General features: G+C 66.2%; 24 protein-coding genes. 9 read left to right on the top strand and 15 right to left on the bottom strand.

Annotated elements, in window-relative coordinates:
- Positions 1-221: 221 nt before the first annotated feature.
- The 3 genes from AB3X08_RS00120 to AB3X08_RS00110 all read left to right on the top strand — a co-directional run bounded on the left by AB3X08_RS00120 (position 222) and on the right by AB3X08_RS00110 (position 2,284).
- Positions 222-1,238 carry a class 1 fructose-bisphosphatase gene (locus tag AB3X08_RS00120; protein WP_369935360.1) on the top strand — a complete coding sequence of 339 codons (1,017 nt, stop codon included), beginning with the start codon at positions 222-224 and terminating at the stop codon, positions 1,236-1,238.
- A gap of 141 nt (positions 1,239-1,379) precedes the next feature.
- A complete protein-coding gene (locus AB3X08_RS00115) occupies positions 1,380-1,769 on the top strand; it encodes a hypothetical protein (protein ID WP_369935358.1) in 390 nt (129 codons plus the stop codon).
- A gap of 110 nt (positions 1,770-1,879) precedes the next feature.
- Positions 1,880-2,284 carry a hypothetical protein gene (locus AB3X08_RS00110; RefSeq protein ID WP_369935357.1) on the top strand — a complete coding sequence of 135 codons (405 nt, stop codon included), beginning with the start codon at positions 1,880-1,882 and terminating at the stop codon, positions 2,282-2,284.
- A 436-nt stretch (positions 2,285-2,720) separates the two neighbouring features.
- Here the strand turns inward: AB3X08_RS00110 and AB3X08_RS00105 are convergent, their stop codons facing one another.
- Positions 2,721-3,128, bottom strand: a complete 408-nt coding sequence (locus AB3X08_RS00105; RefSeq protein ID WP_369935356.1) for a hypothetical protein — start codon at positions 3,126-3,128, stop codon at positions 2,721-2,723.
- Between the two features lie 514 nt (positions 3,129-3,642).
- On the opposite strand from AB3X08_RS00105, the gene AB3X08_RS00100 reads away from it, so the two are divergent.
- Both AB3X08_RS00100 and AB3X08_RS00095 read left to right on the top strand, forming a co-directional pair.
- The gene (locus AB3X08_RS00100; protein ID WP_369935354.1) at positions 3,643-4,275 is read left to right on the top strand and encodes a LysE family translocator; all 633 of its coding nucleotides are present in this window, start codon (positions 3,643-3,645) and stop codon (positions 4,273-4,275) included.
- A 91-nt stretch (positions 4,276-4,366) separates the two neighbouring features.
- Complete coding sequence (locus AB3X08_RS00095) at positions 4,367-4,978, top strand: hypothetical protein (RefSeq protein WP_369935353.1); 612 nt, start codon at positions 4,367-4,369, stop codon at positions 4,976-4,978.
- A gap of 10 nt (positions 4,979-4,988) precedes the next feature.
- Here AB3X08_RS00095 and AB3X08_RS00090 read toward each other — a convergent pair whose 3' ends face one another.
- Positions 4,989-5,585 (bottom strand): nucleoside 2-deoxyribosyltransferase, encoded by a 597-nt coding sequence (locus AB3X08_RS00090; protein WP_369935351.1) that lies wholly within the window; start codon positions 5,583-5,585, stop codon positions 4,989-4,991.
- A gap of 43 nt (positions 5,586-5,628) precedes the next feature.
- On the opposite strand from AB3X08_RS00090, the gene AB3X08_RS00085 reads away from it, so the two are divergent.
- On the top strand, positions 5,629-6,336 hold the full coding sequence (locus AB3X08_RS00085) for a 2OG-Fe(II) oxygenase (RefSeq protein ID WP_369935350.1): 708 nt from the start codon (positions 5,629-5,631) through the stop codon (positions 6,334-6,336).
- A 217-nt stretch (positions 6,337-6,553) separates the two neighbouring features.
- Here AB3X08_RS00085 and AB3X08_RS00080 read toward each other — a convergent pair whose 3' ends face one another.
- Positions 6,554-7,639 carry a PA0069 family radical SAM protein gene (locus AB3X08_RS00080; protein ID WP_369935348.1) on the bottom strand — a complete coding sequence of 362 codons (1,086 nt, stop codon included), beginning with the start codon at positions 7,637-7,639 and terminating at the stop codon, positions 6,554-6,556.
- Positions 7,640-7,747: 108 nt separating this feature from the next.
- Here AB3X08_RS00080 and cls point away from each other — a divergent pair, with 108 nt between their 5' ends.
- The 3 genes from cls (at position 7,748) to AB3X08_RS00065 (ending at position 10,460) form a co-directional block, all read left to right on the top strand.
- Positions 7,748-9,220, top strand: a complete 1,473-nt coding sequence (cls, locus tag AB3X08_RS00075; RefSeq protein ID WP_369935346.1) for a cardiolipin synthase — start codon at positions 7,748-7,750, stop codon at positions 9,218-9,220.
- 204 nt (positions 9,221-9,424) lie between these two features.
- Positions 9,425-9,694 carry a hypothetical protein gene (locus AB3X08_RS00070; protein ID WP_184414449.1) on the top strand — a complete coding sequence of 90 codons (270 nt, stop codon included), beginning with the start codon at positions 9,425-9,427 and terminating at the stop codon, positions 9,692-9,694.
- 13 nt (positions 9,695-9,707) lie between these two features.
- Positions 9,708-10,460 carry a pyridoxine 5'-phosphate synthase gene (locus tag AB3X08_RS00065; RefSeq protein WP_369935344.1) on the top strand — a complete coding sequence of 251 codons (753 nt, stop codon included), beginning with the start codon at positions 9,708-9,710 and terminating at the stop codon, positions 10,458-10,460.
- A gap of 426 nt (positions 10,461-10,886) precedes the next feature.
- Here AB3X08_RS00065 and AB3X08_RS00060 read toward each other — a convergent pair whose 3' ends face one another.
- The 12 genes from AB3X08_RS00060 to dnaA form a co-directional block, all read right to left on the bottom strand.
- Positions 10,887-11,294: an ExbD/TolR family protein gene (locus tag AB3X08_RS00060; protein WP_369935342.1), complete on the bottom strand. Its 408-nt coding sequence runs from the start codon at positions 11,292-11,294 to the stop codon at positions 10,887-10,889.
- A 428-nt stretch (positions 11,295-11,722) separates the two neighbouring features.
- A complete protein-coding gene (locus AB3X08_RS00055; protein ID WP_003470010.1) occupies positions 11,723-12,136 on the bottom strand; it encodes an ExbD/TolR family protein in 414 nt (137 codons plus the stop codon).
- A 3-nt stretch (positions 12,137-12,139) separates the two neighbouring features.
- Positions 12,140-12,565 (bottom strand): ExbD/TolR family protein, encoded by a 426-nt coding sequence (locus tag AB3X08_RS00050; protein WP_184414452.1) that lies wholly within the window; start codon positions 12,563-12,565, stop codon positions 12,140-12,142.
- Between the two features lie 42 nt (positions 12,566-12,607).
- Positions 12,608-13,372 carry a TonB-system energizer ExbB gene (gene exbB / locus AB3X08_RS00045; RefSeq protein WP_179570259.1) on the bottom strand — a complete coding sequence of 255 codons (765 nt, stop codon included), beginning with the start codon at positions 13,370-13,372 and terminating at the stop codon, positions 12,608-12,610.
- Between the two features lie 93 nt (positions 13,373-13,465).
- Entirely contained in the window at positions 13,466-14,140 is a 675-nt protein-coding gene (locus AB3X08_RS00040; RefSeq protein ID WP_184414453.1) for an energy transducer TonB, read from the bottom strand.
- 151 nt (positions 14,141-14,291) lie between these two features.
- Complete coding sequence (locus AB3X08_RS00035; RefSeq protein WP_369935339.1) at positions 14,292-15,485, bottom strand: tetratricopeptide repeat protein; 1,194 nt, start codon at positions 15,483-15,485, stop codon at positions 14,292-14,294.
- A gap of 154 nt (positions 15,486-15,639) precedes the next feature.
- A complete protein-coding gene (locus tag AB3X08_RS00030) occupies positions 15,640-16,446 on the bottom strand; it encodes a M48 family metallopeptidase (protein WP_184414455.1) in 807 nt (268 codons plus the stop codon).
- A 67-nt stretch (positions 16,447-16,513) separates the two neighbouring features.
- The gene (locus AB3X08_RS00025) at positions 16,514-17,368 is read right to left on the bottom strand and encodes a lysostaphin resistance A-like protein (protein ID WP_369935337.1); all 855 of its coding nucleotides are present in this window, start codon (positions 17,366-17,368) and stop codon (positions 16,514-16,516) included.
- 78 nt (positions 17,369-17,446) lie between these two features.
- Positions 17,447-19,912 (bottom strand): DNA topoisomerase (ATP-hydrolyzing) subunit B, encoded by a 2,466-nt coding sequence (gyrB, locus tag AB3X08_RS00020; protein ID WP_369935336.1) that lies wholly within the window; start codon positions 19,910-19,912, stop codon positions 17,447-17,449.
- Between the two features lie 112 nt (positions 19,913-20,024).
- Positions 20,025-21,125 (bottom strand): DNA replication/repair protein RecF, encoded by a 1,101-nt coding sequence (gene recF, locus AB3X08_RS00015; protein WP_369935334.1) that lies wholly within the window; start codon positions 21,123-21,125, stop codon positions 20,025-20,027.
- Positions 21,126-21,463: 338 nt separating this feature from the next.
- Positions 21,464-22,564, bottom strand: a complete 1,101-nt coding sequence (dnaN, locus tag AB3X08_RS00010; protein ID WP_179570245.1) for a DNA polymerase III subunit beta — start codon at positions 22,562-22,564, stop codon at positions 21,464-21,466.
- Between the two features lie 321 nt (positions 22,565-22,885).
- Positions 22,886-24,226 (bottom strand): chromosomal replication initiator protein DnaA, encoded by a 1,341-nt coding sequence (gene dnaA / locus AB3X08_RS00005; RefSeq protein WP_369935332.1) that lies wholly within the window; start codon positions 24,224-24,226, stop codon positions 22,886-22,888.

Raw genomic sequence — 24,226 nt, 5'->3', positions numbered from 1 at the left:
GCAAAACGAAGCCGGAAGCGCCTGCGCTTCCGGCTTTTTTTGTGCGCCATCACCCCGCCTGTTGTGGGAGGGGCTTCAGCCCCGACGCATGACCTCCTCCGAACGCGCCAAGCTCCATTGCGATGCAGCGCCGCTACACGCCATCGCTCGCCCGCTAATCGAAATCTCATGCAACAGCCGCGACAATAGGCGCCTCCCCCCATGAAAGGCTGCCTGCGCCCATGTCGCGAACCTCGCTGACCCGCTTCCTGATCGAAGAACAGCACGCCGGCCGCATCGGCCCGGAGCTGCGCCAGCTCATCACCATCGTCTCGCGCGCCTGCAAGCGCATCTCCATCGCGGTCAGCAAGGGCGCCCTGGGCGGCGTGCTCGGCGACGCCGGCACCGGCAACGTGCAGGGCGAAGCGCAGAAGAAGCTGGACGTGCTCAGCAACGACATCCTGCTCGAAGCCAACGCCTGGGGCGGGCATTTGGCTGCCTGCGCGTCGGAGGAGATGGACCACAGCCAGCCGGTGCCCGACAAGTATCCCAGCGGCGACTTCCTGCTGCTGTTCGATCCGCTGGACGGCAGCTCCAACATCGACGTCAACGTCTCCGTCGGCACCATCTTCTCGGTGCTGCGCGCGCCGCCCGGCACCGACAAGCCCGGCGACGAACACTTCCTGCAGCCCGGCACCGCCCAGGTCGCCGCCGGCTACTGCATCTACGGCCCCAGCACCATGCTGGTGCTGACCCTGGGCCACGGCACCCACGCCTTCACCCTGGAACGCGAGGAAGGCAGCTTCCTGCTGACCCAGGCCGACATGCGCATCCCCGAAGACACCGCCGAATTCGCGATCAACATGTCCAACCAGCGCCACTGGGAAGCGCCGATGCAGCGCTACGTCGCCGACCTGCTGGCCGGCAGCGAAGGCGCGCGCGGCAAGAACTTCAACATGCGCTGGATCGCCAGCATGGTCGCCGACGTGCACCGCATCCTGACCCGCGGCGGCATTTTCATCTACCCGTGGGACAAGAAGGACCCGGGCAAGGCCGGCAAACTGCGCCTGATGTACGAAGCCAATCCGATGGGCCTGCTGGTGGAACAGGCCGGCGGCGCCGCCAGCACCGGCCGCGAGCGCATCCTGGGCCTGCAACCCGAGCAGTTGCACCAGCGCGTGCCGGTGTTCCTGGGCTCGAAGAACGAGGTGGCCGAGGCGGTGCGGTACCACGTGGAGCATGGCGGGGCGCAGGGCTGAGTCTTCGCTGCGCATTGCCTGGGATGCAACTATTGCATCCCAGGCAATGCGCCGGCGCGCTGCACGTGATGATGCGTTTGCTGGAACAGTTGGCGCCACTTCGCATTCGGCATAATGCGCTATGCGAACGGGACGAGCGCCATGAACTGGAGCAAGGTTTTCAAGTACGCCTGCACGCTGTTGGGCGTGCAATTCGCTCTTGGATTGGCCGAGGGGTTTTTCTTCCCTGAATCCACGACGGACATTGCGTTTCTGCTCCTCGACGCGGCAGTTTCATTCCTCGTATGCACGGCGCTATTTGCTCATCTTTCCGTCCGCCAGCCGGTAAAGCCGCTCACCCATGCCTGGGCCGTACTGTTCCTTCAAGTGGCACTGGCGATGCTGTTCGCGCTGACGCTCAAACGATGGCTGGGCATGCCGTCACCACTTCTGCTGGCTTTGGAATGGCTCGTGCTTGTCTGCGCGCTCCTGGCCGGTAGCGCACTTGGCGCCAACCTGCTGCGGTTCGCCAGGCAGCAAGCGGATGCCTAGGGAGTCACTCGTGCCAGAATCCCTTCGCCGCTAGACTTGCGCGGGTATGCGCCGGGGAGCGCGCATTGGAAGGGCGCCAGCGCGCCAACACCGGTATCAAGGAGAACCACATGCTCGAAAGATTGCGTGCGCTCCTGTTTGGACGGGCAAGTGCCGCTTCATCAGCCAATGCCAACCAGTGGCAAGAGGGCGGCCTGTACGTGACGGAACAGGAACACGGCCGGTTCGTACCGCTCAAGATCCTCAAGCTGGACGCGCAGGGCGTCCACGTCCGCGTCTACAGCAATGTGTACCCGCAACCTCCCGCGCACATCGACGAATCCACCCTGTACATGGCCGGCATGGAACGGCCGAACGATGTCCCGATGGGCATGGGCCATCTGCCGATCTCCATCGCCTCCTTTTCCGGTTGGCAAGCACGCTTCGTCCAGCCGTCCAGGTCGCCGCGGAAGAGCTGGACGGCTACGAGGTCTGGCGCGATGCCGAGGGCGGTTACTTCTAGCATCACGTCCTAGCAGCAGAATTAAGCCGCGCCGCGGAGCGGCGTCGGCTTGAATGAATTGTTAGGGGGCAGGCTCGTCATAGTTGACCGTGACCATGTAGTAGGTCACACCCCTCATGAGTGAAAGAGTTAAGCGAATTAAACACGAATCCGCCTTCCGGTTACGACGGTGGCGCCATTTGAGCCTTGCCACCATCAGCAGCTATTGCCTTGGCAGAATTGGCGAGTGCTTCCAGCGTTTCACCAGAGAGGTCAGCGTTTCTAGCGGGCCGTATAACTTCTTAGAGTGGCGTAGGTCTCTGTCCAGACTTGGGTGGCCTTGGAAAGATCAGCGCCCCTCAAAACTGCGGAGCGCGACTCGCCAGAGATGACCGTCTTTGAGAAGGTCCGAGTTATGCTGGCTCGCATCCAGGGCCGCGCCCGAGTGCGAATATAGCCGAAGGGCGCACTTACACGCCGCCCTGATGTGGGCTCTGCTTAAATGCATTGTTAGCTCCAGGCTGGACGCGGAACCAAGCCTTAGTAGCTGGGGAGAGGGTCATGGAAAGAAATAACGCGGAACCGCCAGCGATTTCGATGGCAGAAAAGACAGCCGCATAGGGCGTGAGTGCGCCATAGAACTCTCTTGTTGGAAAGAATGCAACGTTGATGATTGCACTGGAGAAAGCAATCCAGAATGCATAACGCCATGTCCATTGCTTGCGGCGCATAAACAAAACAACGAGTGACACAAGACCGACGCCCAGTGCTGGAGATAGATACTGCCCGATCCGATCTTCATAGAACGGCGCGATGACCGTGCGTCCGAGAAGGCCAATGATCAGGACGGCACAAGAAATGAGAAGGTGTCGAGGCATGGAAGGAGCTAACGCCTGAATTAAGTCGCGCCGAGAAGCGACGTCGGCTTGGATGAATGGTTAGGTGATAGCGCCAGGAGGTAATGAGAAGCATCGGCCGTGCTCCCCAGCACTGCCGCCGAGCGCCGAGCATGCCACAGATCGCGGTCTTGGAGCTTGCCCGGGGTGCTGGCCACGGGCTATGACCGGGGCTGGAGGCAACAAGCGCAGTGCAGGAACGAAGCCAGACGACGAAGCAGCGGCGATCCGATGGCAGGAGACGGACTTCGCGCCGCAGCCGAGCGCCGAAGCGCCAACCAACTAGCCTGAGACGAAAGCCGCGCCGCCATGCGGCGCCACCACCGAACGCCGCCGGTGTCGGCTTCGCTGTCGCCGTGCACAAATCGATCAGCGGCATCCACCGCCGAGGACTCGTGCCGCACCACGCCAGTAGCCGTACCGCGGCACTCCCCGCATGGCGGGCGGTCCGCGCCGTTGCTACGATGCGATGCCACTTCCCGCGAGCCGCTGTGCCATGAGCCTGCATGTCTGGTGGATGTTCCTGCTGACGGTGTTCGTGTTGTCGGGCACGCCGGGGCCGAACATGCTGCACGTGATGACGCGCAGCGTGCGTTTCGGCGTCCGCCGCAGCCTGCTGGCGATGGCCGGTTGCCTGCTGGCGGTGGTGCTGGTGCTGCTGGCGTCGGCGGCGGGCCTGGGGGCGGTGCTGGACGCGTCGCCGCGCCTGTTCGAGGTGCTGCGCTACGCCGGCGTCGGCTATCTGCTGTGGCTGGGAATCGCCGCCTGGCGCAGCGGGGAGGCGCCGTTGGATCCGCAAGGCGCGCCGTCCCTGGCGGCGTCGCTGTCGCCGCTGCAGCTGTTCCGTGGCGGGCTGGCGATCGGCGTGAGCAATCCCAAGCTGCTGCTGTTCGCCGCCGCGTTCCTGCCCCAGTTCGTCGACAAGGCCCAGCCGCAGTGGCCGCAATTCGCGATCCTGGTGGCCACCTTCGCCGCGTGCGAACTGTTCTGGTACGCGGTCTACGGCCTCGGCGGGCACGGCATCCGCCGCTACCTGTCCCGGCCCGGCCTGCGTCGGCTGTTCGACCGCGTGGTTGGCACCATCTTCATCGGGTTCGGCATCGTGCTATTGCGCTTCCGGCCGCAGTAGCGGACAAGGCCACGGCGCCTGCGCCTGCCCAGGAAGGCAGCATGCAATTTGAAACCGTCCTCCCAGAGAGGGCAGTAGAGAACAGATCGCGATGAACCAGACCGTCTTCCTCATGTTCTTCTTCGCCACGGCGCCGGTCGCGCTGATGCCGAGCGTCATTTCCTGGCTGACCCGGCACCGTTCGCGGCGGCCGATCGTGATCGCCAACCTGGCGCTGTGGGTGCTCATCTTCTTTGCGGCGAGGAGTTTCACGCTCGGCACGTCGAGCAAGTTTCAGCTGCCGACGCTGCTGGCCCTGATCGCGTGGCTGGTGCTGCTCGGCTATTCGATTCGTGGCAGTTCTTCGAAGAAAACCAGTCGCGATGAGTTCGATACTATTTCGACGCCGGTGCCGATACCGGTCGCTGCTGGTTCGAATGATCGAGCGTCACAGATGATGGATTTACCGATGACATGGGGCGAGATCCTGGAAACGCTTGGGGAGCTTGCGGCCATGCGCCCCGTTGACGTTTCCGGGCTGCGGAACCTTCAGCAGCGTTGCGAAACCTTGTCGCAGCACCTTGCCGCGCACAGCGAGCTTTCCAACCTAACTCCCGAGCTGGTCTGGCACTTTCTGGCGGATGCGGATATCCGCTTCAAGGATCCGGTCTATGCCCAGATGCAGTGGGCGCAAATGGACGCGTTCCTCGCTTCCCAACCGTGAGCTGCGGTCTTCAGCGTGCCTGCGTCTGCGTGTCCAAGCGCAGATCCTCCCGCAACCGCGCCAGCGCGCGCCGCGCGTCGCCGACCACCAGCGGCGCCGGCACCGCCAGCATCAGGTTGAGCGGCAGGCCGAATTCCTCGAAGTGCCAGCCGTGGGTGTCGACGCGGCCGTCGGCGCCGATCGCGCCGGGATGGCGGACGCGGATGCGCTGGGCGAAGCTGCCGTCGTCGGGGATGTAGCCGTACACCGGCTTGCCCAGGGCGACGGCGTAGCCGACCTCGAAGCAGGTGCCGCTGTCCGGCTCCGGGCCGCGGAAGAAATCCAGGTTGGCCAGCACCGCATCGGCCTGCGCGATCAGGCCGATGTTGGCCTCGTAGATCCAGCGCGCCTGCGCGGCAGGGTCGGCGATCTGCGCCGGCACCGCCTGATCCAGCGGAAACAGTCCCTCGAATCCGAAGTCGTGGCACAGCGCCTTCAATGCCTCGCCACGGGCGGCGGCATCGGGGCGGAACACGTCGGGGCCGGCGAGGTACAGCGTGCGGATCATCGGCGAGGGCAGGGTGGTCGGTGGGCGATCATTGTCGGCGCGCGCATGGACGAATGCCAACGGCGCAGCTGCGATAGCGCGGGATCGCTGGTAAGGTCGCGCGATGTCCGATCCCACTCCCGATTTCATCGAAGTCTTCGACGACGCCATGACCCGCGAGGACTGCGCCGCGATCATGCGCCGCCTGCGCGGCAGTGCGCAGCTGCGGCCGGGCGAGGTCGGCAGCGGCGTGTTCCCCGAACTCAAGCACAGCCGCGACCTGCGCATCAGCGGCCTGGAGCCGTGGCGCGACGTGGAACAGCGGCTGCAGCAAGCGGTGTTCGCCGGCCTGCTCGGCTATCTGCGCAAGTATCCGCAGGCGCTGATCTCGCCGCTGATGCTGCAGGTGCCCGGCGCCGACGGCCAGCCGCACCGGCTCGGCGCCGACGACTTCGCGCTGCTCGACGACGCGGCGCTGTCCAACCTGGCCCGCACCTGCCTGCGTCCGGGCGCGATCAACCTGCAATGGTATGCCGCGGGCGAGGGCGGCTATCCGTACTGGCACTGCGAGCTGTACCCGCGCGATCCCAGCGCTGAGACCCTGCACCGGCACCTGCTGTGGACGCTGTACCTCAACGACGATTTCCAGGACGGCGAAACCGAGTTCCTGTTCCAGCAGCGCAAGATCGCGCCGCGCGCCGGCAGCCTGCTGATCGCGCCGACCGCGTTCACCCACACCCACCGCGGCAACCGCCCGCAGGGCGGCGACAAGTTCATCGCCACCAGCTGGATCCTGTTCCAGTCGGCGCAGGCGCTTTATGGCCGGGAGTAGGGAGTCGGGATTGGGGATTCGCAAGAGCGGGATGCGGCTGCTCTTTGCCAACGGCCTCCGTTTGCCTGCCGACTGGTGCAAGGTCTCGCTGGCGGCTGATCTTCCGGCCAGCGCAGACGGTTGCGCCCGAAAATAGGGTGTCGGTTGACCGGTAGCTAGCTAAAGCAGCCGCCGCGCGCTCTTACGAATCCCCAATCCCGAATCCCAAATCCCCGCCTCAAAACAACACACCCTGCGGCGATGGCGCACGCGGCGGCAACGGTTTGACGAAGCGGCTGCAGTCCAGTGCCGGGCGCGCGCGTTCGGCGTAGCCCAGGCGCTTGTGCGCCAGCGCGAAGCGCCGCGTGAGCAGGTCGGCATAGACGCCTTCGCCGCGCATGCGCTTGCCGAAGGTGGCGTCGTAGTCCTTGCCGCCGCGCAGCTGCTGCACCGTGCTCATCACGTGCGCGGCGCGGTCGGGATGATGCGCCTGCAGCCAGTCTCGGAACAGCGGCGCGACCTCGTGCGGCAGGCGCAGCAGCACGTAGCCGGCCGAGCCGGCGCCGGCGGCATGCGCCGCCTCCAGCACCGCTTCCAGTTCGTGGTCGTTGATCCACGGGATCACCGGCGCCACCATCACCCCCACCGGCACCCCGGCCTCGTGCAAAGTGCGCATCGCGCGCAGCCGCGCATGCGGCGCCGAGGCGCGCGGCTCCAGCCGTGCCGACAGGCGCGGGTCCAGCGAGGTCACCGAGAAATGCACGCTGACCAGGTTTTCGCGCGCCAGCGGCACCAGCAGGTCCAGGTCGCGCTCGACCAGCGCGTTCTTGGTGATCAGCGAGAACGGATGGCGGGTTTCCCACAGCACTTCGATCAGCCGGCGGGTCAGCTGCAGCTTGCGCTCGATCGGCTGGTAGGCGTCGGTGTTGATGCCCAGCGCGATCGGACTGGGCACGTAGCCGGGCTTGGCCAGTTCGCGGCGCAGCAGCTCCGGCGCATTGGTCTTGGCGAACAGGCGGGTCTCGAAGTCCAGCCCGGGCGACAGGTTCAGGTAGGCGTGGCTGGGGCGGGCGAAGCAGTAGCTGCAGCCGTGTTCGCAACCGCGGTACGGATTGACCGACTGCGAGAAGCCCACGTCCGGCGACTGGTTGCGGCTGATGATGCTGCGCGCGGTCTCCTCGCGCACCTCGGTGCGCAGCCGCGGCGCGGCGAATTCCTCGCTGTCGTCGGGGTGCCAGCCGTCGTCCTCGGCCTGGCTGATGGTGCGTTCGAAGCGGCCGGGCAGGTGGCTGCCGGCGCCGCGTCCCTTGATGGCCGTGCTCATGCGCACAGGCTACGCCGCTGCCGTCTCGGCCGCTGCGACGGCCACGCAGTGGGACTGAATCTTTCAGCGCCACGCGCAGGAGCCGCGCCGGCCCCGTAGAATCCGCCGATGTTCGTATTCGCGACCCTGCAGAACACCTGGGACTGGCTGACCGGCATCCCCCATTTCGGCGCCTACCTCACCGCCGCCTACCTGCTGTACATCCTGTGGCTGAGCGGCTGGATCGTGCTGCAGAAACGCGAACCGGCGGCCACGCTGAGCTGGGTGCTCTCGCTGGCCGCGCTGCCCTATCTGGGCTTCGTCATCTATTACCTGCTCGGGCCGCAGAAGGTGAAGCGGCAGCGCTTGCGCCGCGGCCGTTCGCGCTCGGGCATGGAGCACTACAGCAGCGTGTGCCCGCCCGACGCCGATTGCACCGAGCTGGCCAAGATCGCCCAGGCCACCACCGGCCTGGCGCCGAGTTCGGCGACCACCGCGCAATGGCTGGTGGACGGCGCCGCCACCTACGACGCGATCGTGCGCGACATCGCCGCCGCGCAGCACCACGTGCACCTGGAGTATTACATCTTCAACCCCGACCGCAGCGGCACGCGTATCCGCGACGCGCTGGTCGAACGCGCCCGCGCCGGGGTGAAGGTGCGCCTGCTGCTGGACGCGGTGGGTTCCTCGCAGGTGCGCAAGCGCTTCCTGCAACCGCTGCTCGACGCCGGCGGCGAAGCGGTCTGGTTCCACCCCACCCAGCTGCTGCGCCCGTTCAAGTTCAAGCGGCCGTGGGTGAACCTGCGCACGCACCGCAAGATCGTGGTGATCGACGGGCGCATCGGCTTCACCGGCGGCATCAACGTCACCGACGAAGAAAACGAGGCGCTGCGCACCGACGCCTATCGCGATCTGCACGTGCGTTGCGAGGGCCACGTGGTGCGCAGCCTGCAGCTGGTGTTCGTCGAGGACTGGCTGTACGCCACCCGCCAGGGCCGCGACACGTTCGACATGGCGCAGATCTGGCCGCACGACATGCCCGGCCGCGACGAAGGCGCGATCCAGGCGCAGGTGCTGGTGTCCGGGCCGGATTCGTCGTGGGAAAGCATCCACCGCATGCAGGTGGCGGCGATCTACGAGGCGCAGCGGCGGGTGTGGCTGGTGACGCCGTATTTCGTTCCCGGCGAAGCCGCGCGCATGGCGCTGACCTCGGCCGCGCTGGGCGGGCTCGACGTGCGCCTGCTGGTGCCCAAGCGCAGCGATTCGCGGCTGGTGACGCTGGCCGCGCGCTCGTATTTCGACGAGTTGCTGCAGGCCGGGGTCAAGATCTACGAATACGGCCCGCGCATGCTGCACAGCAAGGCGCTGATCGTCGACGACGCGCTTTGCATCGTCGGCAGCGCCAACTTCGACAACCGCAGTTTCCGGCTCAACTTCGAGGTGGCGGCGATGTTCCGCGACCGCAAGCTGACCCAGGAACTGGCCACGCTGGTCGGCCGCGAGATCGCCGATGCGGTGCAGGTGCGCGACGACCGCAAGCGCTCGCTGTGGCGCTACCGGCTGCCCGAAGCGCTGGCGCGGCTGACTTCGCCGTTGCTGTAGGCGCGGCGTCGATCCCGGACGATCGCGCTGCTTGCGTGCCACGCAAGGGTACGCACACGCCGGGCGGCCAAGCGGCCTCGGACGTAAGGCGAGCGTGACCCGCGGGGCGGGCTTGGGCGGCAACGCGGCGCCCGTTCCGGCGGTGCGTCGTGGAACCGGCCGCCCGGGCGGCGCTACACTGCGCCCATCCTTGGGGAGATCGTCATGTACTGGCTTTTTCTGCTGCTCGCGCTCGCTGCCTTCGTCCTGGCGTTCTCCACGCCGCACATGTCGTTGCTGGTGCTGGCCTTGCTGGCGGCGCTGGGGTTCCTGCTGGCCTGGGCGCGCGGCTGGTACGTGGCCAAGATCGGCGATGCCAGCCAACGCGATGCCCTGCCGATGATCGATCCGGCCGAACTGCGCCGGCTGCGCGAGCAGGCCGAGGCGCGCCGCGCCGCGGCGGCGGCAGCCAGCGATGACGCGATTTCCTCGTAAGCGCTGCCCGCCGATGACCCAGCTAAGCGTCAACGTCAACAAGATCGCCGTGCTGCGTAACTCGCGCGGCGGCGAACTGCCGAGCGTACTCGAGGCGGCGCGCGCCTGCCTGGACGCCGGCGCGCACGGCATCACCGTGCATCCGCGCCCGGACCGGCGCCACATCCACGCCGAGGACGTCCTGGCGCTGGCCGAACTGACCCGCGCGCGCGGCGTCGAATTCAACATCGAAGGCAACCCGTTCGCCCCACCGCGGCCCGGTTATCCCGGCCTGATACCGCTGTGCGCGCAAGCGCGCCCGGCGCAGGCCACCCTGGTCCCGGACGGCGACGGGCAACTGACCTCCGACCACGGCTTCGACTTCGGTCGCGACAGCGAGCGGCTGCGCCCGCTGATCGCCGAACTGAAAGCGCTGGGCTGCCGGGTCAGCCTGTTCGTCGATGCGGACAACCCCGACCTGGCACGTGCCGCCGAACTCGGCGCAGACCGCGTGGAACTCTACACCGGACCGTATGCGGACGCGTTCGAGCGGGGCGACGCCGCGGCGCCGGCCGCCTTCGCCGCAGCCGCCCGCCGGGCCCAGGCCGCCGGACTCGGCGTCAATGCCGGCCACGACCTGTCCCAGGACAACCTCGGCGCGTTCCTGGCCGCGGTGCCGCAGGTGCTGGAGGTGTCGATCGGACATGCGCTGATCGGCGAGGCGCTGTACGCAGGGCTGGATGCCACGGTGAAGGCGTATCTGGAGATCGTGGCTGCCGCGCGGTAGCCGTCTGCATTTCGAGCAGAGATGTTGACTTGTTGGGGAATTCTCTGAGGAGGATCGGCAATCGACAACCTCCGAATTTGCCGAACGCAATGCAGTCGAGACCGATCACATTGGGTCGGCCAGTTTCAGGCAGCTTTGCGGGCGGGATTCCCATGGATGCCTGGCATCGCGGCTACTTCGTTCTCCTGTCGCGGCTGAAGCCGCTCCTACAACGTGTATGCCGTGCTCTTGTAGGAGCGGCTTCAGCCGCGACAGGAAAACGACACGCCGTCAAAACGAGCAGCGTGCAGCTTCGCACTGAGATATTTGAGGTTCCCGACATCGGCGTCGGCTCCGTTGCTTTCGCGCCGGCGCCGAAGCAAAAACGCCACCGTTGCCGGTGGCGTTCGCAGTCCGCGATGACGCAGCGGTTGCGCTAAAAACGCATTACTGCACGAAGCCGATGCGGTCCACCTGCGCGTTCTTGGCCGCGGCCAGCACCTTGGCCATCACCTCGTACTCGGCATCGGGGTTGGCTTCGATGCGCAGTTCCGGCGTGTTGCCGGCGGCTTGCGCCATCGCCTCTTGCAGTCGCGGCTGCAGGTCGGCCAAGGGCAGGGGACTGGCGTTCCAGAACAGCTGGCCGCTGGCGTCCAGGCGCAACTGGATCGGCGGCGGCGGCTCGAGCGGCCGCTGCGGCGTATCGACAAGCTGCGGCAAGTTCATCGTGATCGGCCGCGTCACCAGCAGTGCGGTCACGATGAAGATGATCAACAGCACCAACATGACATCGACCAGCGGTGTGACATTGATGTCCGACAACGGTCCCCGGTTCCCAGCGGTACTGAAAGCCATGGCCTGCCTCCTGTCCTGTGGTGGCGGTGTCGCGGATCCAGCCTACACCCGGAACATGGCGTCGCGCGAGGGGCCGGGCGCATGGAGCGGGAGATGCCGTGGGGCGGGATGGGGGGTGCGGCGCCGCCGCGCATCGCGCAGCCATCAGCCGATGCCTTTTTGCTTACAGCCTAAAGGCAAGGAGCAGCGGCTTCGGCGCAAAGCGTTGTCGGTCGCCTATGGGCATCGCCTCGAGAGTGCAGCTCGCCGCGACTGATGGCCCGAGGCCACCCGGAGTCGCTCCCACAAGGGAGCCGACGGCGTGTTGCCGGACCAAGAGCAGTTTACGCCGGCGTCGATATCTGCCGGTCTGCCCGACGCCCCAAAAAAAACGCCACCGTTGCCGGTGGCGTTGCAGTCGCGTCATGACTGAGGTGTTGCGGTAAAGCTTATTGCTGCACGAAGCCGATCTTTTTCATGTCCGAATTCTTGGCGGCGGCCAGCACCTTGGCCATCACTTCGTATTCGGAATCCGGATTGGCATCGATGCGCAGCTCCGGCTGGTTGGTCGGATCGCGCTGTACTTCGTTTTCCATCATTTGCGGAAGCGCCGTCACAGCCACCGGGCTGTTGTTCCAGAAAAGCTGGTTCGACGCATCGATCCGCAGATCGATCGGCGGCGGCGGATCGCGCAACTGCGGCGGCGGGTTGATCACTCGCTGCGGCAGGTCCACGTCGATCGGATACGTCATGATCGGCGCGGTCACGATGAAGATGATCAACAGCACCAGCATCACGTCGACCAGCGGCGTGACGTTGATGTCGGCCATGGGACCACGGCCGCCTCCTGAGCTGAATGCCATGGCTCAGTTCCCCTTCTCTTTGGTCGCAACGAAGCCGACGTCCAGCATGCCCTGACCCTGCGCGATCTTGGTGATCTCGTTGATCGTACGCATCTTGGTCGTGCGGTCGCCACGCAGGTTGAGCGGCGGCTGCGGGGTCTGCTGGGCAGCGGTGGAGAAGCGCGATTCCAGGGCTTCCTTGGAAATCGGCTCGTCGTTCCAGTACAGCGACCCGTCTTCCTTGACCGCCAGCGTGATCGGATTGGAACGTTTTTCGTCCTTGTCCGGATCCTGCTTCAGGTTGGCCTGGGGCAGCTCCACCTTGACCTTGTGGGACATCAGCGGTGCCGTGATGATGAAGATGATCAGCAGCACCAGCATCACGTCCACGAGGGGCGTGACATTGATGTCGGCCATGGGGCCGCCGCTGTTACCACTACTGAAAGCCATAACGGGCTCCGTTAATCGTTGCGTGGACTACTCGACCGCGGATCAGCGAACGCGCGAACCAGTGGCGAAGAAGTCGTGCAGGTCGTGGGCGAACGTATCGAACTTGGCGATCGTCGAGCTGTTGACCTTGCTGAAGAAGTTGAACGCGAACACGGCCGGGATCGCGACGAACAGACCGATCGCGGTCATGATCAGCGCTTCACCCACCGGGCCGGCAACGGCGTCGATCGAGGCGGAGCCGGTGGCACCGATCTTGATCAGCGCGCCGTAGATGCCCCACACCGTACCGAGCAGACCGACGAACGGCGCGGTCGCACCGACGGTGGCCAGCAGGGTCATGCCCGACTGCAGCTTGGTGCTTTCGCGGGTCACGGCCTGGCGCAGGGCACGGTCGACGAACTCCGAACGGCTCAGGGTCTCGCCCAGGCCGGTGCCGGCACCGGCTTCGGCGCGCTGGTGGTGCGCAGCGGCCTGCGCGGCGTCGAGCGCGATCTTCGAGAACGGCTCGCTGGCCGGCTGCTCTTCCATCGCACGGATGGCGTCCTGCGCGTTCGGCGTATCCCAGAACAGGCTGGTGACGCGGTCGGCCTGGCCCTTCAGACGGGTGGCGCGGAAGATGTTGATGACGGTCCAGTACCAGGACGACGCCGACATGATGATAAGGGTGATGAGCACCACCCAGGAGACGGCGAAGTCACCCGGCTTGGAGGTCATCTCGGTGATCAGGTGCTCGAAGCCCATCTGCGACAGGGCGTTCGATGCGTTGTTGCCCCCCGCAGCAGCGGCGATGAAAATTTCCTGCAGCATGACGCTTACCTTTGTTGTGTGTGGTGATGAGGGTGGTGCAAAGAGTAGACAGGGCCTGCAGACCGGCGGGTGCGCCGGCCTGCTGCCTTTGTATCAGTTCAGCGCGAAGTTGACCGGTACGCGGACGCGGCCGGCGGTCTTCTGTCCATTGACGACAGCGGAATTGAACCGCCACTTGCGCGCTGCTTCCATGGCGGCGCGGTCCAGATCGCGATTGCGGCTGGATTTCTCGACGGCGACGTTGGTGACGTTACCGTTTGCATCGACATCGATGATCAGGATCACCTCGCCTTCCGCGCCCGACCGGAATGCGGACGGCGGGTACTTCGGCGGGTTCATGTTCTTCGACGAGATATCGACGCTGGCACCGATGTCGGTCGCGGCGGCAGGCGGCGACGGCGGCGACGGCGGCGTGGCGATGTCGCTCGGGCGCGGCTCCGGCACGTCGATCACCGGGGCTTCCGGCGGCGGCGGCAACGGGGTCGGCTTCGGCGGGGCCAGGTTCTTGACCGGCGGCGGCGGCGTCTCCGGCGGCTTCGGCGGCGGCGGCGGCGGGGGTGGCGGGGGTGGCGGGGCGTCGACTAGGGTGACGACGATGTTGCGCTCCTTCTCCGCTGCCGCCTTCGGCGCAACGGCTGGAATCAGCAACAACATCAACGCTGCCAGATGCAGCGCGATTACGAAGGCAATACCGATGATGCGCGGCCAGCTGAGGCCGGAGGCTTCATCTCTGTCGTAATGCCGATTGATGACCAATTGTTCCGTCATGCGCCAATGACTCGATTTAGGGGGGCCGGGATTCGCGACGAATCTGAATCCCAGTTCAGGCGGCTTGACACCGCAGGAACCTCCAAGCTTATACCAATCCCTGTGACCTGCACTACTTTAAGCACTGGTTTTCGGGGGCTTTTTTTGCTCTTTACTTCAGATTGATGATCTTCTTGGCGTCTTCCGGCTTCTTGACGCCCTTGGCGAGCGCCTGCTGCGCGGCCTGCTTGGCTTCCGGGATGCGGCCTTCCTGGTGCAGCACCTTGGCCAGGTTCAGATAGGTCTCGCCGTCCTTGGACAACGGCGCGGCCTTCTGCCAGTTCTCGATCGCCTGCGGCACCTGGTCGGTGTAGTAGTAGGACTGCGCCAGCGCCAGATAGGTCTGGTAGTCAGGCTTGAGGATGCCCTTCTGCATGCCTTCGTTGATGACCGCGATGACGTCCTTTTCCTTCTTGTCGGTGTTGGCGTAGATCGAGTACAGCTGCTTGTACTCCTTCTCGTCGGTCAACTGCCCGGCCGCACGCAGCTTGTCCATCACCGCCGCGGCCTTGTCCATCTGGTCGGCCTGCATGTACATGCTGGCCAGGTTGAGCTGGGCCTTCTTGTCGTTCGGCGTCTTCGCCGCCAGCGCTTCGGCCGCCTTGACCGCTTCGCCGGTCTGGCCGGCTTCGGCATAGGACGCCATCAGCAGCTGGTTCCAGCTGTCCTTGGGCTCTGGCGACGCGGCGATGGCTTGCTGCAGCACCGGGATCGCCTCTTGGTAGCGCTCGGTCTGGTACAGCGCCTGGCCCTTGAGGATCAGGTCTTCCGGGCGGTTCGACTTGGATTCGGCGAGGAACTTGTCCAGCGTCGCCAGGCCGGCGGCGGTCTCGTCGTCCTGCAGCTGCAGCTGCGCCAGCATCAGCATCGACTGGAAGTGGCCGTTGTTGTCCAGGCCGTTGAACTGGATCGCCTGCTGCAGGTACTGCTTGGCGGCCTTGCTGTCGTCCAGGTTGTAGGCGGCCTGCGCGGCGAGCTGCGCGGCGATGGACTTGTCGTATTCGTTGGCCGCGCTATTGGCCAGGATCTCGTCGGCCTGGGTACGCACGGCGGCGTAGTCCTCGCCCTTGTTGTAGGTGTCGATCAGCTTCTGCAGCTTGCTGCCGAGCTTGGACGACGGCTTGCCGGTCGGCTCCTGGCGGGTGGCGTTGGGGAACATCACCGCGGCCTTTTCGTTCTTGGACTTGCGCGAGGAGCGCTGCTCGGAGCGATCAGACTGCGCGACAGCGTCGGTCACCACCGCGCCGCCGAGGGCAGCAGTGATCAGCAGGGACAACAGCGCTTGCTTGCGAATACTGAATTTCATGGATCACCTCGGTGGAACCGCCCTGAGCGGCACGGAAGACGGAGCGGCCATCCTGGGCCGAGCCAGCAAAACTAACAGAAACCTGTACGTGGTGAAAACGTTTTAGGACGCATTGGCATTGCGGCGCAGGCGTCGAGCGCTGCGGCCGATGCGCTCAATTGCACTTCGGCACCCGCCCGGCACTGCGCGCCTGCGCATAGACCGGCTCGAGCGTAGCGACATCGCGTTGCAGTTCGCCGATGCGGGCGCTGGGGTCGGGGTGGGTGGACAGCCACTGCGGCGGGCGTTGGCCGCCGGCGGCCATCATGTTCTTCCACAGATCCACGGCCTGCGCCGGGTCGAAACCGGCCTGTGCCATCAGCCGCTGGCCGACCACGTCGGCCTCGCTCTCCTGGGTGCGCGAGCCCGGCAGCAGAAACGCGGCCTGCGCGGTCATGCCGCCGACCTGGCCCACCGTGTCGGCCGCGGCGCTGCCATAGCGCGCGCCGGCCAGCGCACCGAGCAGGCTGAGGCCGGTCTGGGTGCCCATCTGGCGGGTGATGCGTTCTTCGTGATGGCGCGAGATCACATGGCCGATCTCGTGGCCGAGCACCGCCGCCAGCTGATCCTGATTCTTGGCCACGGTGAAGATGCCGCTGTTGACCCCGACCTTGCCGCCGGGCAGCGCGAACGCGTTGGGTTCCTTGTCGTCGAACAGGGCGGTTTCCCACGCCGTGCTGCGCCACTGCGGCGGCAACTGCGCGACCAGGGCGTTGACCACGCAGCGCACGTAGGCGTTGCGCTTGGGATCGGTATCGATCGGCTCCTTGGCCTTGGTCTCGGCGAACGCTTTCAAGCCGAGTTGATCGAGTTCCTGCTGCGAGACGCCACCCACGACCTGGGTACGCCCGGTCGGCGAAGTGGTGGTCGCGCACGCTGCCAGCAGCACCGCGATGGATGCCCCCAGTACAACACTCTTCATACGGGTCCCCCTATGACACGCATCGCAGTGTGGTGGCACACGTCTTAACTTTTCGTCAAACAAATCTTCAAGTTGTGCCAAACCAATACAAAGCCGCTACAGCGACGGCGTTGTTCAGCCCGTGCGCGGCGATCGGCGCCCACAACGTGCCGGTGCGCTTGTACAGCCATGCGAACGCCGCGCCCATGCTGCCGTAGACCAACCACAGCTGCAGGGTCTCGGCCACGCCATTGCCGGTGGTGCCGGGCAGTTCGTGCACCAGCGCGAACGCGGCGCCGCTGAGCGCCATGCCCAGCCGCGGCCAGCCGGCATCCCACAGGCGCCCGAACAGCACGCGGCGAAACAGCAGTTCCTCGTAGGCCGGGGCGATCAGCACCGCGAACACGACCAGGAACAGCGGCATCTGCGTCATCGCTTCGCGCATCAGCGGCAGGTTGGTCGGCACCGGCTTGACCCCCAGCTGCGCGCCGAGGTTGGACAGCACGCTGCTGCCCACGAATACCGCCACCGCCACCAGCACCACCCAGCCCCAGGTCGCAGGCACGCGCGCGGCCTGCCAGGAGGCGCGGCGCTCGGCCGCGGTGGCCGGGCGCCGCAGGAAGTACAGCAGCAAGGCCGCGGACAGGGTGCTCACCAGGGCGATCAACAACTGCGCCAGCGCCCCGGGCTGGCCGAGCAGGGAGGCGACGGCGGCGGTCAGCCGATCGGCGGGAACGCCCTGCGCCCGCAGCTCCATGGTGACCTGGACGCCGCGCACCACGCCCCAGACCAGGCCGGACAGCACGCTGACGGCCAACAGCACGACCGCGGCAAGCAGCACGTCGAGAACGAAACCGAGCACCGGCTTGCCCCAGCCGGACGGCGGTGGCGCGGCATTGGTCAGCGGGGGCGGGGCGGGCATGGGCGACGGCAGCGAGGTCATCGCGATCCTGGGCGAAAGCAGGCGATGGGAGCGGAGCGAGGCCAGCCCCCGGCGCGAGCCGGGGGCGGCGACGCCGCGTCAGATGTCGAGGTTGGCGACCTTCAGCGCGTTTTCCTCGATGAAATCGCGGCGCGGTTCGACCACGTCGCCCATCAGGGTGCTGAAGATCTGGTCGGCGGCCACCGCGTCCTCGATGCGCACCTGCAACAGGCGGCGCGTATCCGGGTTCACCGTGGTTTCCCACAGCTGCTCGGCGTTCATTTCGCCCAGGCCCTTGAAGCGCTGGATCTGCCGGCCCTTCTTGGCCTCCTCGAACAACCAGGCATGCGCCTGGGCGAAGCTGGCGACCGCTTGGGTCTTGTTGCCGCGCACGATCTGCGCGCCTTCGCGGACCAGCCCGCTCAACGCCAGCGCGACGTCGCGCAGCGGGCGCAGTTCGCCGCTTTCGAACGCCGCCATGGGCAGCCAATTGGTCAGTTCTTCGCCCATATGGCGGCGAACGACGGTCAACGTCGCCGATTTGTGCTCATTTCCCGGCTCGAAGCGCAGCTCGTAGCGCGCGGTGCCCAAGCTGCCGCGGTTGAGCACGGCCTGCAGGGCCTCCAGGCTCGGGTGATGGTCGCCCTCGGCCTCCAGCTGCGCCACATCCAGCGGCGGCAGATCGATCAGCGCGGTCAGCAGCGCCGGATCGTAGCGGTGCGCGTTGCGCGCCACGGCGTCGTTGGCGCTGGCGAACAGCAGCAGCAGTTTCTCCAGCGCGGCACCGGTGATCGGCGGCTCGTTGCTCGCCGGAATCAGTGCCGCACCTTCGACCGCGCTGTTGGCCAGGTAGGCGTTGAGCGCGTTGTCGTCCTTCAGGTACAGCTCCTGCTTGCCCTGCTTGAGCCGGTAAAGCGGCGGCAGGCCGATGTAGATGTAACCGCGCTCGATCAGCTCCGGCATCTGCCGGTAGAAGAAGGTCAGCAGCAGGGTGCGGATGTGCGCGCCGTCGACGTCGGCGTCGGTCATGATGATGATGCGGTGGTAGCGCAGCTTGTCCGGGTTGTACTCGTCGCGGCCGATGCCGGTCCCCAGCGCGGTGATCAGCGTACCGACCTGGTCGGAGGCCAGCATGCGGTCGAAGCGCGCGCGTTCCACGTTGAGGATCTTGCCGCGCAGCGGCAGCACCGCCTGGTTCTTGCGGTTGCGGCCCTGCTTGGCCGAGCCGCCGGCCGAGTCGCCCTCGACGATGAACAGTTCCGACAGCGCCGGATCCTTCTCCTGGCAGTCGGCCAGCTTGCCCGGCAGGCCGGCGATGTCCAGCGCGCCCTTGCGGCGGGTCAGGTCGCGTGCCTTGCGCGCGGCCTCGCGCGCGCGTGCGGCATCGACGATCTTGCCGGCGATGGCCTTGGCCTCGTTGGGGTTTTCCTGCAGGAATTCTTCCAGGCGCGCGCCGAATGCGGTCTCCACCGCCGGACGCACGTCGGAACTGACCAGCTTTTCCTTGGTCTGGCTGGAGAAGCTGGGATCGGGCACCTTCACCGACAGCACCGCGATCATGCCTTCGCGCATGTCGTCGCCGGTCAGGTTGATCTTGGCCTGCTTGGCGATGCCGTTCTGCTCGATGTACGTATTAAGCACGCGGGTCAGCGCGCCGCGGAAGCCGGCCAAGTGCGTGCCGCCGTCCTTCTGCGGGATGTTGTTGGTGAAGCAGTACATCGTCTCCTGGTAGGAGTCGGTCCACTGCAGCGCCACTTCCACGGTGATGCCGTTGTGCTCGCCGCTGACCGCGATCACGTGCGGGTGCAGCGGGGTCTTCAGCTGCGCCAGGTGCTCGACGAAGCTGCGGATGCCGCCTTCGTAGTGGAAGTCGTCGCGGCGGCCTTCGCCGCGCTCGTCGACGAGCACGATCTTGACCCCGGAGTTGAGGAAGGACAGCTCGCGCAGGCGCCGGGCCAGGATGTCGTAGTGGTATTCCACGTTGTTGTGGAAGGCCACGACCGAGGGCCAGAAGCGCACGGTGGTACCGCGCTTGCTGGTGTCGCCCAGTTTCTTGAGCGGGGCGACAGCGGCGCCGTTGCTGAATTCCTGCTGGTAATGGGCGCCGCCCTGGAACACGTCCAGCAGCAGCTTCTCCGACAGCGCATTGACCACGCTGACGCCGACGCCGTGCAGGCCGCCGGAGACCTTGTAGCTGTTGTCGTCGAACTTGCCGCCGGCGTGCAGCACGGTCATCACCACCTCGGCTGCCGACACCTCGCGGCCGAGCTTCTTGCTCATCTGCTCGTGCTTGCCGACCGGGATGCCGCGCCCGTTGTCCGACACCGACACCGAGCCGTCGGCGTGGATCGTCACCGCGACGTGGTCGGCGTGGCCGGCCAGCGCCTCGTCGATCGAGTTGTCGACGACCTCGAACACCATGTGATGCAGACCGGTGCCGTCATGGACGTCGCCGATGTACATGCCAGGCCGCTTGCGAACCGCCTCGAGGCCTTCAAGGGCGGTGATGCTGTTCGCGTCGTAGTTGCCGGTGCTCGGAGGAGGGGTGTTCTGTTCGTCGGTCATGCGCGTGCCGTGGGCTCCACAAGGCGGCGAAGACAGGCCGGGGCCGGTTCGCGCCGCTTGATAAGGGAATGACAGGAATTATAGCAGCCACGGGCACATGGCCCGTGTGGGCCTAGGGCTGGACCAGAACACTCCCATGTTCCACGTGGAACCGCACGATCGGCAAGTCGGTATCGGCCAGCGCGCGCGGAGTTTCGGTGGCAGTGACGAAGACCTGCGCCGGGCCGGCCTGCAGCCGTTGCAGCACACGGTGCTGGTGCTGCTGATCCAGTTCCGAGGCCAAGTCGTCCAGCGCGATCACCGGCCACTCGCCACGTTGCTCGGCATAGTCTTCGGCCTGGGCAAGCAGGCAGGCCAGCGCGGTGAGCTTGGCCTGACCGCGCGACAGCGCGTCGCGGCCGGGAATGGACGCGAACTCCAGGCTCCAGTCGGCGCGGTGCGGCCCGACCGAGGTGTAGCCGTACTGGCGGTCGCGCTCGCGGTTGAGCAACAACGCGTCGGCCAGCGGCACCTCGTGGCGCCGCCAGCCTGGGGCGAACTGCAGGTGCTGGATGCCCAGCGCCGGCGCCAACTCGGGACCCAGCGCCAACAGGCGCTGCAGCAGGCGTTCCAGGTACTGCTCGCGGCGGAAGGTGAGCGGTTCGCCAGCCTCGGCCAGTTCGTGGTCCCAGGCGTCCAGCGCCGCGCCGCCGCCACCGCTCTTCAGCAGGGCGTTGCGCTGTTTGAGCGCCCGCGCGTAGCGGCGCCATAGCGCCAGGAAATCAGGTTCCACGTGGAACAAGCCCCAATCGACGAAACGCCGGCGCGGTTCGCCGCCGCCGCTGACCAGCACATGGCTGCCCGGTTCGAAGGTGACCACCGCCAGCGCAGCGCAGAGCGTGCCGAGGTAGGCCACGTCCTCGCCGTCGAGCCGGCCACGCCAATCCTGGCCGCTGTGGCGCAGCCCGGCGCGGCGGCGGCGCGGTTGTTGCGGCTCCGTGCCGCGTTCCTGCCATTCGACGAACACGTCCAACGCGTCCTGGCCCTGGCTGACCAGGCCATCGCGCACCCGCCCGCGAAAGCTGCGGCCGTAAGCCATCAGGTGCATGGCCTCGAGGATGGTGGTCTTGCCGGCCCCGTTGTCGCCGGTGATCAGGTTCAAGCCGGGCGCGGGCGCCAGCTCCAACGCGGCGAAGCGGCGCAGGTGGTGAAGATCGAGGCGGGAGACGTGCATGCGGAATCGGGGCGAGGCGCTCGCACCGGGCGCACGCGGGTCGGCTCATCAGGGTAGGGCGGCAGCATACCCAAAGCGGGTGCGAACGTCCTGTTGCGGGTGCGGCTTGCCGGCCGGTCGGTTTCGATGCGTTGGCCGCAGCGGGTCGCTACGAGGAGAGCCAGGGGTTCCTGTGCGTTGCGCTGATGCATTGGTGGTAAGGCCCGTCGCGACTGAAGTCGCTCCCACATGGGCGTGTTTGGGATGAAAGCGGCCTGATAAACCACAGGCAAAAGAAAACCCGGCACGAGGCCGGGTTTCTCGGCGTGTTCCACGTGGAACACGAGGTGGTGTGCCGGTTACAGACGCAGCGGCATCACCACGTGGCGGGAGCGGGCGCTGCTGGCCTCGCGCACCAGGGCTGAGGAGTTGGCATCGCGCAGCTGGATCACGATGAACTCCTCGCGCAGCGCCGACAGCGCATCGAGCAGGTAGTTCACGTTGAAGCCGATCGCCAGGTCGCTGACCTTGGTGTCTGCCTCGATCTCTTCCTGCGCCTCTTCCTGCTCGGGGTTGTGCGCGCTGATCTTCAGCTGGCCCGGCGAAACTTCCACGCGCACGCCGCGGTACTTCTCGTTGGACAGGATCGCCGCACGCTGCAGCGCGGCGCGCAGGGCTTCGCGATCCAGCTTGACCTCGCGGTCGGCACCGATCGGGATCACCGCTTCGTAATCGGGGAAACGGCCGTCGATCAGCTTCGAGGTGAAGGTGACATCGTCGCGCTTGACCCGCACGTGGCTACGGCCCACTTCCAGCTCGACCTCGCGATCGCCGCCTTCCAGCAGGCGCTGCAGCTCGGTGACGCCCTTGCGCGGCACGATGATCTGGCGCTTGGCGCCGCCAGCGTTCTCCAGCTCGGTCTCGCACAGCGCCAGGCGGTGACCATCGGTGGCCACGCAGCGCAGGGTCTGATCGCGCAGGTCGAACAGCAGGCCGTTGAGGTAATAGCGCACGTCCTGCTGCGCCATCGCGAACGCGGTGCGCTCGATCAGTTCCTTCAGCGCCGCTTCCGGCACCAGCACCCGCTCGGTGGCTTCCACTTCGTCGACCGACGGGAAATCGTTGGCCGGCAGCGTGGCCAGGGTGAAGCGACTACGCCCGGCCTGAACGGTGATCTTGTCGCCGGTCTGCGAGACGGTGATCTTGCTGCCGTCGGGCAGCGCCCGAATGATCTCGAACAGCTTGCGTGCCGGAATCGTGGTTTCGCCGTCCTGCGCGTCGTCGACCGCGATACGCGACACCATTTCCACTTCCAGGTCGGTACCGGTCAGCGACAGTTGTCCGTCGTGCACCTGCACCAGGAAGTTGGCCAGAACCGGCAAGGTCTGGCGGCGTTCGACCACATTGACGACTTGCGCCAATGGCTTGAGGAAGGCTTCGCGCTGCAGTGTGAAACGCATGTGGTTCCGTGCCCCTATGCTTTAAAAAGATATGGAATAAATCAAAGCTTGGTGGTGATGGTAGAGCGATTTTCGGTGCAAAGGTAGCTTAACTATCTGGAATACAAGGGTTTTTCGCTCCCTGAATCCCGGGTATTACTGCCCCTGTAAGGGTGGGGAAACCTGTGGATAGTTTTGCCGGCGCCGCCGCGCTGCACTTTATCCACAGTTTCTACCGGATTTGTCGCGAAGTCATGCACCGATTTATACGGCGCTTCCGGCATCCCGCGCCGCAGCGCCGGCGAGGCGCCGGTTCGCGCCCTTCCGGCGCAGCGCCGGCCGCTACTCGCTGAGCTTGCGAATCAGCTTGTCCCAGTCCTCGCGCAGCTTGCCGTCGGTTTCCATCAGGTGCTTGATCTGGCGGCAGGCGTGCAGCACGGTGGTGTGGTCGCGCCCGGCGAACGCATCGCCGATCTCCGGCAGGCTGTGTTCGGTCAGTTCCTTGGTCAGCGCCATCGCCACCTGCCGCGGCCGCGCCAGCGAGCGGGTGCGGCGCTTGGATAGCAGGTCCTTGATCTGCAGGCCGTAGTAGTCGGCCACGGTCTTCTGGATGTTGGGGATGCCGATCGCCTGCTGCTGCGCGCGCAGCAGGTCGCGCAGCGTCTCCTGGGCGAACTCGGTGGTGATCGCGCGGCCGGTGAAGTTGGCGCGGGCGGCCAGCGTGTTGAGCGCGCCTTCCAGGTCGCGCACGTTGGAGCGCATCTTCTTGGCGATCAGGAACGCCACGTCGTCGGGGATCTCCGCTCCGCGCTCGCGCGCCTTGGCCAGCACGATCGCCGCGCGGGTCTCGAAATCGGGCGGGTCGATCGCCACCGACAGGCCCCAGGCCAGGCGCGACTTCAGCCGCGGCTCCAGGCCTTCGACCTCGCGCGGGTAGCGGTCGCAGGTCAGGATGATCTGCTGGCGGCCGTCGAACAGCGCGTTGAAGGTATGGAAGAACTCTTCCTGGGTGCGGTCCTTGCCGGCGAAGAACTGGATGTCGTCGATCAGCAGCGCGTCCACCTGCTGGAACTGGCGCTTGAACTGGTCCATGGTCTTGTCCTGCAGCGCGCGGATCATCGCGCTGAAGAACTGTTCCGAGCGCAGGTACATGACCCGCGCGTTGGGATTCTGCTCGCGCATCGCGTTGCCGGCGGCGAACATCAGGTGGGTCTTGCCCAGGCCGGTGCTGCCGTACAGCAGCAACGGGTTGTGCGCGCGGTCGCCGGGCTTCTGCGCCGCCTGCGTGGCCGCGGCCAGGCCGAGCTGGTTGCTGCGGCCTTCGACGAAGTTGGCGAAGGTGTAGTGCGAGTCGAGGTTGCCGGCGAACGGTTCCAGCAACGGCGCTGGCGGCGTGCGCGCGGCGGCCGCGTCGCTGGCCACCGGCGCCACCGGCTCCGGTGCGCGCGGACGCGAGCCGACCTGCAGGACCACCTCGCCGCTGCCGGCGAAATAGGTCAGCAGCTCGCGGATCCGCGCCAGGTAGCGCTCGCGTACCTGTTCGACGATGAAGGCGTTCGGGGCGTACAGGACCATGCTGTTGTCATGGCGCTGTTCGGCTTGCAGCGGTTTCAACCAGGTGTGAACGTCCTCGGCTGGAAATTCAGCTTCCAGACGTTCCAGGCAACGGGGCCAAGCATCCAT

Source organism: Xanthomonas sp. DAR 34887, from assembly GCF_041245805.1.
In the GTDB taxonomy this organism is placed as follows: Bacteria; Pseudomonadota; Gammaproteobacteria; order Xanthomonadales; family Xanthomonadaceae; genus Xanthomonas_A; species Xanthomonas_A tesorieronis.
This window is presented reverse-complemented; position numbering and strand designations above follow the sequence as displayed.